The following is a 13,434-nucleotide window of genomic DNA, read 5'->3' on the forward strand; positions in this document are numbered from 1 at the left end:
CGCCGCCGATGTCGCCGTGCGGCGTCGCGTCGGCCTATGCGCCGAGGAAGCCGACGATCTCGTGGACGTCCTTGATGACCGGCGCGGCGATGGCCGCGGCGCGCTCTGCACCGTTCCGCAGAACCTCGTCGACATGATCAGGCGCGGCCATCAGGCGCTGCATCTCTTCGCCGATCGGGCCCAGCTTGGCGACCGACAGATCAACGAGCTCGCCCTTGAAGGCGCTGAACTGCGCGCCGGCGAACTTATCGAGGGTGACCGCCATCGACTGACCGGAAAGCGCGGCATAAATCGACAGCAGGTTGAACGCCTCGGGCCGGGCGCGCTCGGCCTCGCCCTCGACATGCAGCCCATCCTCGGCGAGTGAATCCGGCCCCGGGAGTTCCCTCGGGTCGGTCTTGGCCTTGCGGATCTTGCCGGCGATATCGTCGGCACCGTCGGTGAGATTGATGCGCGAATATTCCGACGGGTCGGACTTGGACATCTTCTTGGTGCCGTCACGCAGGCTCATCACCCGGGTCGCCTCGCCGAAGATCAGCGGCTCGACCACGGGGAAACAATCGGTCTCGAAATCGTTGTTGAACTTGATGGCGATATCACGGGTCAGCTCAAGATGCTGCTTCTGGTCCTCGCCGACAGGCACATGGGTCGCCTTGTAGGCGAGGATATCGGCCGCCATCAGGTTCGGATAGACATACAGGCCGACACTGGCATTCTCGCGCTGCTTTCCCGCCTTCTCCTTGAACTGGGTCATCCGGTTGAGCCAGCCCATCCGGGCCACGCAGTTGAACACCCAGGCAAGCTCCGCATGGGCGGCGACCTGGCTCTGGTTGAAGATGATCGATTTTGCGGGATCGATCCCCGACGCAATGAAGGCCGCCGCCACCTCGCGGGTATGGGGCGCGAGCTGTTTGGGGTCCTGCCAGATCGTGATCGCGTGCATATCGACCACGCAATAGATGCATTCGAAATCGGCCTGCAGGCCGACGAAATTCCGAATGGCACCGAGATAGTTTCCGAGGTGAAGATCACCGGTGGGCTGTACGCCCGAGAATATGCGGCTCATCGCAAGTTCGCTCCAGGGGGTGTGGACGCCCGAGGGTGTCAGGGAAGGCGCGGGTTATGGACCGCCGGTGCGCGACAGGTCAAGCGGTGCGGCATCTATCCGCGTCGAAACATCGCCCGCAGTTCGGACAGCGACGACGCGCGAACCACCTGCGCCAGCACGCCGTAGATCACCATGCCCGAAACCACCAGCAACACCAGCGCCGCGACACCCGCTGGATCGCTTCGTTCGAGCGGCGAGGCGAGCGCGCCGGCGAGCAGCCAAAGCGCGACGGCCATCAACATGGCCGCGAATGAAATGCGCCCGAGCCGCATGACCAGCCTGCGGTCGGGCTCGAGCAATTTCCGCCGGTACAACAGGGCAGCCAGCAACCCGGCGTTCAGCCAGGCCGATGCGGCCGTCGCCAGGGCGATTCCGACATGGGCGAAACTCGGCATCAACGACAGCGCCAGCGCCACATTCACTACCAGCGCCAGCGCGGCGATCTTCACCGGTGTCACCGTGTCCTCACGAGCGAAAAAGCCGGGGACCAACGCCTTGATCAACACATATGCCGGCAGTCCCAAGGCGAACGCCGCCAGCGCAGCCCCCGTGGCCGCCGCGTCCGTCGCGTCGAATGCGCCGCGCTGAAACAAGACGGTGACGATCGGGTCGGCGGCGACCAGCAGTGCGGCGGCAGCGGGCAGGGTCAGCAGCATCGCAAACTCGATGGCCCGGTTCTGGCTGTCACGCGCCGCATCCGTCTCGCCGGCCCGGAGCTGGCGCGACAACAATGGCAGCAGCGCCACGCCCACCGCCGCACCGACGACACCCAGCGGCAGCTGGTTCACGCGGTCGGCGAAATACAGGAACGACACCGAACCTTCGGGCAGTTCCGAGGCGAGGCGCACCCCGACCAAGACATTGATCTGATAAACGCCGGCGCCGAGGATGCCTGGCCCCATCAGCATGAACAGTCGCTTCACGCGGGGGCCGAATACCAGGCGCGGCACGACCGGCATCAGGCCGGTGCGCGCGCACACGACGGCCAGCCAGACGAACTGTCCGATGCCGGCGATGAGCACGCCCCAGCTCAAGGCCAAACCCGGGTCGGGCAGCCAGCCCAGAGCCACACCGGTCAGGGCGGCGATCAGAACAATGTTGAGCAGGATCGGCGCAGCGGCGGCGGCGGCGAATTTCTCGAGCGTATTGAGAATGCCGCCGAGCATCGCGGACAACGAGACAAACAGGAGATAGGGAAAGGTCAGGCGGGCGAAATCTACCGCCATTTGAAACTTCGCCGGCTCGTCCGCAAACCCGCCGGCGACCACGCCCATCACCGCGGGCATGAAGATTTCGACCAGCACGCTGAGCACGATCAGGATCGCCAGCATGACCCCGAAGACACGCTCGGCAAATTCCCGTGCCGCCGCGCGGCCCTGCTCGGTCAGCTCGCCCGCGAACAACGGCACGAAAGCGGCGTTGAAGGCACCTTCGGCGAACAGGCGGCGGAATATGTTGGGAAACTGCAGCGCCACGAAGAACGCGTCGCTGACCTGTCCGGCCCCGAGGAACGCGGCGATGAACATGTCGCGTATGAAGCCAAGAACACGGCTGCCCATGGTCCAGCCGCCGACCGTCGCTATGGCTCGAATGAGTGGCATGTAGCGCTCTTAACGGGAAACCGGGGCGAAGGAAAGGCGGGCACGTCCGAATTGGGGCGGCGGGCCTACAGGGCACAGCCTGGTGATCAATCGAGAGGTCGACCGGAACACCGCCGGACAGATCAGCGCGGCGGTTCGACGCGGGGATCGAGCAGGGTCGATGCGGGGGCGGGGACGATCGGCTCGAAACGGGACTGCTCCGCGCTCGGCACCGGCGGGTTGTCGCGCATCCGGAGCAACACGAACAAGAACAGAAGAACGCCCACCCCGGCCATGAAGGCGAACAGGCCGTGGTCTCCCAGATAACGCATCGCCAGCGCCCCCAGGACCGGCCCGATGGTCGCGCCGACACCCAGTACGAGCAACAGGGCGGCGCTCGCACTGACGCGGTCATTGTCGGAAATCCGATCGTTCAGATGCGCCGAACACAGCGGATAGACGACAAAGCTCATCCCGCCGAAAACGAAGCTGACGATCATGAACAAACGCAGGTCGCTAGCGGATATCAGGGCCAACGCCACACAACTCGCCGCCAACAGGAAACACGCCACCGCAATCACGGCGCGGCGATCCAGACGGTCCGAGGCCCAGCCGGTCGGCCACTGAAACGCCACACCCCCGACAACGATCACGCTCATCAGGAAAGCGACGGTGGAGGTCGAGAATCCGAGATTTATCGCGGCCAGGGGCGTCAAGCCCCACATCGCGCCGTTGACGAGCCCCATCCCGAACGCCCCGAAGACGCCGAGTGGCGACAGGGCAAACAATGCGCGCAGGCCCATACGCTCGGTGGAAATGGCGCCGGGGGCGGTCGAAGTTGTCAACGAAACAGGCACGACGGCCAGCGAGATCAGCACCGACGACAGGACGAACAACTCGAACCCGCGCGGGTCCGAAAGGAGGAGAAGTTGTTGCGCGGCGGCAATTCCGCCGAGATTCACGATCATGTAGAGCGCCATCACGGTGCCGCGCCGTTCGTTCGTAACCTGGCCGTTCAGCCAGCTCTCGATCACCATGTAGAGACCGGCGAAACACGCCCCGGTCAACGCCCGCAGAACAAACCAGGAGTAGGGGTCAACAATCGCCGCGTGAACGACGGCAGCCGCTGACGCCGTCGATGCAAACGCGGCGAAGCTGCGGATATGACCGACCCGCTCGATGACCTGCCCCCCGAAAAGGCAGGCGATGGCGAAGCCGCCATAATAGGCCGACATCATCAGCCCGATCTCGACGCGCGAGAAAGATTCGATCGCGCCGCGGATGCCGATCAACGTGCCCTGCAAGCCGCTCCCGAGCATCAGAAGCAGAACTCCGAGCAGGAGCGCGGCGACGGCAAACAGAACAGATTTCATCGTGGGCAAGGCCGGCTGTGTGTCGTGTTCTACTCGGCCGCCGTCTTCGCGACGGCCTTGTCTTCTTCGCGGATCGCATCGAGCAACCGCTTTCGGATTGCGGCGATCCGCGACTCATGGCTCACCTTCATGCCGAACCCGTCCTTGACATAGAAGACGTCGATCGCCCGCTCGCCGAAAGTCGAAATCTTTGCCGACGATATCTGCAGCGACAGGTCATACAGTGCGCGCGTAACCAGATAGAGGAAGCCCGGGCGGTCCCGGCCGTTGATCTCGATCACGGTGTGAGTCGCGCTCGCCTGATTGTCGACGATCACCCGCGGCGCCACGGTGAAAACCTTCGTACGCGCCGGGATGAACGTCCGCTCTGCCTCGGGCTCCGACCGATCCATCTCGCCGGCAAAGGCGCGTTCGATCTGGACCGTAAGCTTGGCCAGCGTACCCGACGCCGACAAGGCCGTGTCGTCCCGGTCCTGTAGCCAGAAGGTGTCGAGCGCCATGCCTTGCGGTGTGGTCAAAACCTTGGCGTCAACGATATTCGCATCAACCGCCGATATGGCCCCTGTGATCCGTGAAAAAAGCCCGGGATGATCTTGCGTGTAGACCGTCAGTTCGGTCACATCGATGTCGGCCCGCACCCGGGTGCGGATCGAAAGCGGCAGCTTCTCCTGCTCCGCGGTGCGCATCAGGCGGGCCTGGTGGGCCAGTGTATCCGTGTCGAAGGTCAGCCAGTAGCCGGAGTAGCCCCGGTCGAACTGGGCCTCGATATCCGCGTCCGTCCAATCTGCCAGCGCTTCGCGCAAATCATGTTTGGCGGCCTCGACCCGCGCCCCGCGGGCGTGCGTGCGCTGCCCGCCCGACATCACGTCTTCGGCCGCGTGATACAGCTCGCGCAGAAGCTCGGCCTTCCAGTTGTTCCAGACATTCGGCCCCGTCGCGCGCATGTCGACAACCGTCAGGCACAACAGCAGACGCAGGCGTTCGGGTGACTGAACCTGATCCACGAAATCCAGAATGGTCTTGCTGTCGTTGAGATCGCGCTTTTGCGCGACGTCGCTCATCACGAGATGCTCCCGCACCAGCCATTCGACCGTCTCGCTCTCCTCGGCATCGAGGCCGAGGCGCGGACAGACCCGCTTGGCCACACGCGCGCCGAGCACGGAATGGTCGCCGCCGCGGCCCTTCGCGATGTCGTGGAACAGGACCCCCAAATAAAGGGCACGCCGCGAGCCGATCTTGTGGATCACCTCGCTGGCCACCGGGTGCTCGTCTTCAAGTTCGCCGCGCTCGATCTTGGCGAGCAGGCCGATCGCCTGGATCGTGTGCTCGTCGACAGTATAGACGTGATACATGTCGTGCTGGGTCTGGCCCACGACGCGGCCGAAGTCCCGAAGGAACCGGCCGAACACACCCGCCTCGTTCATCCGCGTCAGCGCCTGTTCCGGTGAGTCGATCGACGATGCCATCTCGACGAACATGCGGTTCGCCTCCGGGTCTGCCCGGACGTTCTTGTCGATCCGCTTCAGGTTCTGGGTCACCAGGCGCAGCGCATGGGGGTGGATATCCAGCCCTTCATTATGCGCGACATGGAAAAGCCGGATCATCGACACCGGGTCGCGTTCGAACTGATCGTCGTCGGCGACGGTCAGGCGATCACGGTCGATCGTGAAACCCATCAAATCACGCGGGCGGCGCAGACGCGGCAGCCGGATGATCGGCCGGCTCATATTCTCCGCCTCGATCGCGGCGCAGAAGATGCGGGTCAGGTCGCCGACATCCTTCGCCACGATGTAATAATGCTTCATGAAGCGCTCGACACCCGACGCGCCGGCGCGGTCGGCATACCCCATGCGTTCCGCAATCGGCGTCTGCACGTCGAAGGTGAGCCGTTCTTCGGGCCGCCCCGACAAATAATGCAGGTGGAAACGGACGCTCCAGAGGAAATTCTGGTCCTTCGAGAAATTGCGTGCTTCGGCTTTCGTCAAGACGTCGCGTTCGACAAGGTCGCTTACGCTGTCGACCTCATAGGCGAATTTAGCGATCCAATAGAGGGTCTGGAGATCCCGGAGTCCGCCCTTGCCGTCCTTGATGTTCGGCTCGACGTAATACCGGCTGTCCCCCATCTTCTCGTGGCGGCTGTCGCGCTCGTCGAGCTTGCCCTTCACGAACTCCATCGCCGCGCCGGAAATCACCTGATCGCTGAAGGTCTTGCGGAACTCCAGATACAGCGCCTGATCGCCCCAGAGGTAACGCGCCTCCAGGAGCGCGGTGCGGATGGTCAGATCGCTCTTGGCGAGACGCACGCAATCATCGATCGACCGGGTCGAATGCCCGACCTTCAGTCCCAGGTCCCAGAGGAAGTAGAGAACATACTCGACGATCTGCTCGCCATGGGCCGTCTGCTTCCAGGGAAACAGGAACAGCAGATCAATGTCCGAGAAGGGTGCCAGTTCGCCGCGGCCATAACCGCCCACCGCCACGATCGCCATCCGGTCGGTCGCGGTCGGATTGGCCGAGGGATATTCGCGCAACGCAGCGTCGTGCACGATCCGGATCACCTGATCGAACAGAAAAGCGAGCTCGCCTTTCGCCGCATTACCATCAATCTCAACAGCCTCGAAGCGGGTTTGCACCTGCGTCCGGCCCTCTTCGATTCCCGCCTTGAGCAGTTCAAGAGTGACCCGCCGGCGTTCCGCAGCCGTGGCGATATCGGCGCAGGCCTCGAGGATCCGAGCCTCGAGCGCCGCGCGGTCAATTACGTCGCGTTGTCGTTTTCGTTTGGCCATACCCGTGCCGTTTTACACGGTCCGGCGCTGATTGAATATGGCGGGTATCGGATTGCGTTACGCCACGCGGGGTTTCCCCTCCAGCGCCGCCCGCAAACGCGCGCGTCTCGAGTAAGCGTAGGTGTAAACCGCCAGGCCGATCAGGGACCCGACAGTCACCGGCCAGCCCAGCCCGACCGCGTCACCGATGCGCCCCATGGCCAGCGCCCCGAGCGCGGGTCCGGATCGGAAGATCATGCCGAACAGGCTCAGCACACGCCCGCGCATCTCGTCGGGAACGGCAAACTGGACGACCTGCTGGATGGCGATGCCGCCGCTGGTCATCGTGAACCCCAACACGGCGAGGCAGACCAGCGCGAAGGGCAACCAGGTCACGTTGACGATCAGGAACACCGCGGTCCCGCCGACGAGGCCCGTCAAAAGTGCGATCTCGGTAATCCCGTCCTTGTTGCCGCGCCGCAGCATCCATATCGCGCCGACCATGGCGCCGATCCCCAGCGACGACGCCATGATCGAGAAACCGGTGACGTCGAGCAGGAACACGGATCCGGCCAGCGCGGACAATAATTCCGTCAACGGCCGAATCATGGTGCCGAGCGCCAGCAAGAGCAGCAGCATGGGCCCGATCCCGGGATGGGACGCGCCATATCGGACGCCGGCCAGCGCATCCCCGAGGAACGTGCCGCGCGGCGCCTTGCTGGCGGCCTGGAAGGGTACATCTATGCTCGCCAGCGCCCAGACCATGGCACCACCCGCGAAAATATTGAAGAAAAAGGCGAGGCCCGGTCCGCCCAGCGGAAGGAGAATCGCCGCCAGCGCAGGGCCGACAAACTGGGCTGCATTGAAAGTCGAGGAGTTCAGCGCGATCGCTGTCGAAATTTCAGACCGCGGCACGAGGTTCGGCATCAGGGCCAATCGAACCGGTTGCCAGAACGAGAAGGTGGCGCCCCGCGCAAGCGCCATGGCCAGCAGGAGCCAGATCGTCATCAGGCCGCCAAAGGTAAACAACGTCAGAAGAATCGAAATCACAACCAGGGAGGCCTGGGTGACGATGGCGATTCTCCGCCGGTCCATTCGGTCGGCCAGGACGCCGCCGATCGGACCGAAAACGAGCACCGGCAACGCGTCGGCGGCCGCCACGGCCCCGACCCAAAAGCTCGACCCGGTCAATTCCCAGGCCAGCCAGCCGATCGAGATCCGCACGACCCAGGTGCCGACGACATTGGGAATATGCCCGATCAGGTAGACCCGGAAGTTGCGATGGCGCATCACGTCGCCGACGGCGCCGAACCCCGCAAACGCCAGGGCGCGAAGAAGCAAGCTAATCATCCATCGCCGCTTTCAGCCGGTAGAGCAGTTCCAGCGCGGTCCTGGGTGTCAACTCATCGGGGCTGACCGACGCCAGGAGTTCCCGAACCGGATCGGTGACCGGTGCCACGGCGCCGGTATCGCCGGCAACCGCCGCCTGGAACAGCGGCAAATCGTCTGCCAGACGGGTCAGGGCGCCGGCCTGGTCGCCGGCCTCGAGCAGGCGCAACACCGCTTCAGCCCGCCCCACCACGGCGGGCGGCAGCCCGGCAAGCTTCCCGACATGGATACCGTAGGACCGGTCGGCGGCACCCGGTCCGACCTCGTGGAGAAAAACGATATCGTCGTTCCATTCCTTCACCCGCATCGTGTGGCAGGACATATCGGGCAGCCGCGCGGCGAGCCGGGTGAGTTCATGGAAATGCGTCGCAAACAATGTCCGGCAGCGATTCTGCTCGTGCAGATGTTCCACCGTGGCCCAGGCAATCGACAGCCCGTCAAAGGTCGCCGTGCCGCGCCCGATCTCATCGAGGATGACCAGCGCGCGCGGGCCCGCCTGATTCAGGATCGCCGCCGTCTCGACCATCTCGACCATGAAGGTCGAGCGGCCCCGCGCCAGATCGTCGGCCGCGCCAACCCGGCTGAACAACCGGTCCACAACCCCGATCTGGGCCGCGGCGGCCGGCACGAAGGAGCCGATCTGGGCCAGAATGGCGATCAGGGCATTCTGGCGCAGAAACGTCGATTTGCCCGCCATGTTCGGGCCGGTCACGAGCCACAGGCGGCCGGCGGCCGCGTCTTCGCCCGACAGATCGCAATCATTGGCAACAAAGGCGCCGGGTCCGTCATCGAGCATCGCCTCGACCACCGGGTGCCGGCCACCGGTGACCAGAAAACTCTGGTCTTCCGACAACACCGGCCGGGTGAATCGCGCGCCCACAGAAAGTTCGGCCAGCCCCGCCGCCACGTCGAGCTCGGCAAGCGCGCGGGCCGCGCCGGCAATATCCTCGGCCTCGGCGAGCGCGGCATCGGTCAGGGATTGAAAAAGTTCGAGCTCGATCGCGAGCGCGCGCTCGCCGGCGCGCGAAATCCTGTCATCGAGTTCGGACAGCTCGACCGTCGTGAATCGCACGGCATTGGCCATCGTCTGGCGATGGATCAGGCCGTATGTCTCCGCGGCGGCTTCCTTGCCGCCGTCCATGATGCGGTCGGCATGGGCTGACCCCAACTCAACGAAATAGCCGAGGACGTTGTTGTGCTTGACCTTGAGGTTGGCGACGCCGGTCTTCTCGGCATAGTCGGCCTGAAGGCCCGCGATCAGTTTCCGGCTCTCGTCGCGCAGTACCGTCTGCTCGTCGAGCGCGGCGGAATATCCCCCGGCGATGAAGCCGCCATCGCGTGCGGCGAGCGGCAGTTCGGGCGCGAGCGCCGATCTCAAAAGATCGATGAACGCGCCGTGATCGCCCAGCGCCTCGCCGACGAGATCAAAAGTCTCCGGCGCCCCCGTCATCGCGTCGAGACGCGTGCGCAACGCCACGGCGGCCTCGAGCCCGGCGCGCAGCGCTGCCAGGTCGCGCGGGCCACCCCGGCCAAGCGCGAGCCGCGAAAGGGCACGTTCCATGTCCGGGGCCGTGCGCAATGTAGCGCGAATATCCTCGCGCGCAGCCCCGTCATCACCCAGATACCCGACCGCATCGAGACGGGCCTCGATCGCGGGGACATCGGTCAATGGCGCGGCCAGCCGTTCGGCCAGGAGCCGCGCGCCAGGGCCGGTAATCGTGCGGTCGATCACCGAGAGCAGCGAGCCCTTGCGTTCACCCGACAAGGTCTGGGCCAGCTCGAGGTTGCGCCGGGTCGCGGCGTCGATTTCCATAACCGCGCCCGCGCTGCCCGGCGACGGCAGGCGTCGCGGTCGGGACAGACGCGGCATCCGGTCGACCTGGGTCAGGGCGAGATAGTCGAACAGCGCCCCCGCCGCCGCGATCTCGGCCCGGCCCGGCTCGCCGAATGCATCCAGTGTCCCCACGCCATAGGTCTCGGTCAGCCGGGTCTCGGCGTTCCCCGAATCAAACCGGCTGGCGGGTAGCGGCGTCAGCGTGTCGCGCAATTCGTCCCACAGGCCGGCACATTCCGGCGCGTCGAGAAGCCTGTCCGGCAGCAGGATCTCGCCCGGCGCAATCCGCGCCAGCGCCGCCGCCAGCAGATTGGTACCTCCGGCGGCCGGTATCGGCTGCATCCACACCTCACCGGTCGACATGTCGAGCCAAGCCAGGCCGTACGCGCCCCGTACGTCGGCACAGGCCGCCAGATAATTGTGGCGGCGCGAATCCAGCAGCGTGTCCTCGCTCAGGGTGCCCGGCGTGATCACCCGCACGACATCGCGGCGCACAATCGATTTCGACCCGCGCTTCCTGGCCTCGGACGGGTCCTCCATCTGTTCGCACACAGCGACCCGATGGCCCGCGCGAATCAGGCGCGGCAGATACTGTTCGGCGGCATGGACGGGAACGCCGGCCATCGGCACAGGCTCGCCATTCTGCTGTCCACGCGTGGTCAGCGCGATATCCAGTGACGCGGCGGCGGCAACAGCATCATCGAAAAACAATTCGTAGAAATCGCCCATGCGAAAGAACAGGAGGCAATCGGGATAGGATTCCTTGGCCGCATGCCACTGCACCAGCATCGGCGACGCGGGCGCGGCGGCTTTGGGGCGGTCTTCAGAAGCGGGGGCAGAACCTGGCATGACGATCCCCCATCATATACGCCGCCCGTGGCCGGTCCAAAAGCCCCCCGACCATCTGCGCGGTGGGCAATTTCTCCGGTCGTGGGGCGCATCCGATCCGGTGTCGCTTGACGCGCTGCGGGCGCACGGTTCAGGCTCAATTCGCGGGCTTATGTTTGCACACCAACCTCAGGCGAGAATCATGACCGACAAATCCAATGGCGAAGAAAAGAAGCTGTCGCAACTCGATATCGATTCCCTGCACATGCACAAGACCGGCAAGCCCGGCAAGATCGAGATTATCGCGACCAAGCCGCTGACCACTCAGCGCGATCTGTCCCTCGCCTATTCGCCCGGCGTCGCAGCACCCTGCATGGAAATTTACGCCGACCCGGACGATGCCTATGACTACACCTCGCGCGGCAACCTCGTCGCCGTGGTGTCGAACGGGACCGCGGTTCTGGGGCTGGGAAACATCGGCGCGCTCGCCTCGAAGCCCGTGATGGAAGGCAAGTCGGTTCTGTTCAAACGCTTCGCCGACATTGATTCCATGGACCTCGAAGTCGACAGCGAAGATGTCGACGAGGTGGTCAATTGCGTGCGCCTCCTGCGGCCGACATTCGGCGGCATCAATCTCGAAGACATCAAGGCGCCGGAATGTTTCATCATCGAGCAGCGCCTGCGCGAGACCATGGACATTCCGGTCTTCCACGACGATCAGCACGGCACCGCCATCGTCTCGCTGGCCGGACTGATCAACGCACTCGATCTGACAAACCGTGACCTCAAGGACATCACGATCGTGGTCAACGGCGCCGGCGCCGCCTCGATCGCGTGCATCGAACTGATCAAGGCCATGGGCCTGCCCCATGATCAGGCCATCCTTTGCGACAGCCGGGGCGTGATCTACCAGGGCCGCGAAGACGGCATGAACCAGTGGAAGTCGGCCCATGCGGTGAACACCAAGGCACGCACCCTGGAAGAGGCCATGGTGGGCGCGGATGTGTTCTTCGGCCTGTCGGTCGCGGGTTCGGTCACCAAGAAGATGGTCAAATCGATGGCCGACAAGCCGATCATCTTCGCGATGGCCAATCCGGATCCGGAGATCACGCCCGAGGATGTACGCGCCGTGCGTGACGACGCCATCGTCGCCACCGGCCGGTCGGACTATCCCAACCAGGTCAATAACGTGCTCGGCTTTCCGTATATTTTCCGTGGCGCGCTGGACGTGCGCGCACGCACGATCAACGACGAGATGAAGATCGCCTGTGCCGAAGCGCTGGCGGAACTCGCGCGCGAAGACGTCCCCGACGAAGTCGATGCGGCATACCCCGGCGACCATCTGATCTACGGGCCCGACTACATCATCCCGGTCCCGTTCGACCCCCGGCTGATCGAGCATATCCCGCCGCGAATCGCCCAGGCGGCGATGGATTCCGGCGTCGCGCGCAAACCGATCGAGGATATGGACCAGTACCGCCTGGAACTCGCCGGCCGGCTCGACCCGACCTCGTCTGTGATCCAGGCGACCTTCGAGGCGGTGCGCTCCAGCCCGCGCAGGATCGTCTTCGCCGAGGGCGAGTCCGAACGGGTCATCCGTGCGGCGATCGCCTATCGCAATGCCGGGCTGGGCGAGCCCATCCTCATCGGCCGCGAGAATGTCGTGCGCCAGCGTATCGAGGAGCTCGGGCTGACCGGGGTCGATGAGCTGCGTGTGCACAACGCCGCCCTCGAGGAAGACCGGGAGGCGTATATCGAGTTCCTCTACAGCCGTCTGCAGCGCAAGGGGATGATGCATCGCGACTGCGCGCGGATCGTCAACCAGAACCGCAACGTGTTCGCGTCCTGCATGGTCGCGCTGGGCGCCGCCGACGTGATGGTGACCGGCCTGTCGCGGCGCTTCTACACTTGTTTCAACGATGTCCGCCGGGTCTTCGATTCCGTGCCGGGCGAACAGATTTTCGGCCTGTCGATGCATGTCTTGCGCCACCGCACATTGTTCATCGCCGACACCTCCGTCCACGAGCGGCCCGACCCGGAAGTCATGGCGGACATCGCGACCCAGGCGGCGGCCAAGGCCCGGCAGATGGGCAGCGAGCCGCGAGTCGCGTTCCTGAGTTATTCGAACTTCGGCAACCCGCCGGTCGATCTGACCGAGCGTTCGCGCGAAGCCGTCCGGGTGCTCGACGAACGCGGCGATGCGGATTTCGAATATGAGGGCGAGATGACCCCCGACATCGCGCTCGATTCCACATTGCGCGAGCGCTACTACCCGTTCAGCCGCCTGACCGGCCCCGCCAATGTGCTGATCATGCCCGGGCTTCACTCCGCGCATATCGCCTCGCGCCTGATGCAATCGGCGGACGATGGGACCGTGCTTGGTCCGATGCTGATGGGCCTCGAGAAACAGGTCGAGATCGTACACATGAATGCGACCGTGAACGAACTTGTGACCGCCTCGGCGTTCGGCGCTTACGAATCCATCCGCCGCGAAACAAATGCGAAATCAAAACCCGCGCGCAAATCTTCCCCGAAAAAGGCGGCGGAATAACGTCAT

The 13,434-nt window shown here is 64.5% G+C and carries 7 protein-coding genes; 1 reads left to right on the forward strand and 6 read right to left on the reverse strand.

Annotated elements, in window-relative coordinates:
* Window positions 1-34: 34 nt before the first annotated feature.
* The 6 genes from trpS to mutS all read right to left on the reverse strand — a co-directional run bounded on the left by trpS (window position 35) and on the right by mutS (window position 10,898).
* Entirely contained in the window at window positions 35-1,066 is a 1,032-nt protein-coding gene (trpS, locus tag ABJ363_03305) for a tryptophan--tRNA ligase (GenBank protein MEP4378003.1), read from the reverse strand.
* Window positions 1,067-1,161: 95 nt separating this feature from the next.
* On the reverse strand, window positions 1,162-2,709 hold the full coding sequence (gene murJ / locus ABJ363_03310; GenBank protein MEP4378004.1) for a murein biosynthesis integral membrane protein MurJ: 1,548 nt from the start codon (window positions 2,707-2,709) through the stop codon (window positions 1,162-1,164).
* Between the two features lie 122 nt (window positions 2,710-2,831).
* Complete coding sequence (locus ABJ363_03315) at window positions 2,832-4,061, reverse strand: MFS transporter (protein ID MEP4378005.1); 1,230 nt, start codon at window positions 4,059-4,061, stop codon at window positions 2,832-2,834.
* A 29-nt stretch (window positions 4,062-4,090) separates the two neighbouring features.
* Window positions 4,091-6,847, reverse strand: coding sequence for a [protein-PII] uridylyltransferase (locus ABJ363_03320; protein MEP4378006.1), 2,757 nt, complete (start codon window positions 6,845-6,847; stop codon window positions 4,091-4,093).
* A 57-nt stretch (window positions 6,848-6,904) separates the two neighbouring features.
* Window positions 6,905-8,167 carry an MFS transporter gene (locus ABJ363_03325; protein ID MEP4378007.1) on the reverse strand — a complete coding sequence of 421 codons (1,263 nt, stop codon included), beginning with the start codon at window positions 8,165-8,167 and terminating at the stop codon, window positions 6,905-6,907.
* Between the two features lies 1 nt (window position 8,168).
* On the reverse strand, window positions 8,169-10,898 hold the full coding sequence (gene mutS, locus ABJ363_03330) for a DNA mismatch repair protein MutS (GenBank protein ID MEP4378008.1): 2,730 nt from the start codon (window positions 10,896-10,898) through the stop codon (window positions 8,169-8,171).
* A 181-nt stretch (window positions 10,899-11,079) separates the two neighbouring features.
* On the opposite strand from mutS, the gene ABJ363_03335 reads away from it, so the two are divergent.
* A complete protein-coding gene (locus ABJ363_03335; protein MEP4378009.1) occupies window positions 11,080-13,428 on the forward strand; it encodes an NADP-dependent malic enzyme in 2,349 nt (782 codons plus the stop codon).
* Window positions 13,429-13,434: the final 6 nt, after the last annotated feature.

Source organism: Alphaproteobacteria bacterium (genome assembly GCA_039980135.1).
Taxonomy (GTDB): Bacteria; Pseudomonadota; Alphaproteobacteria; order UBA6615; family UBA6615; genus UBA8079.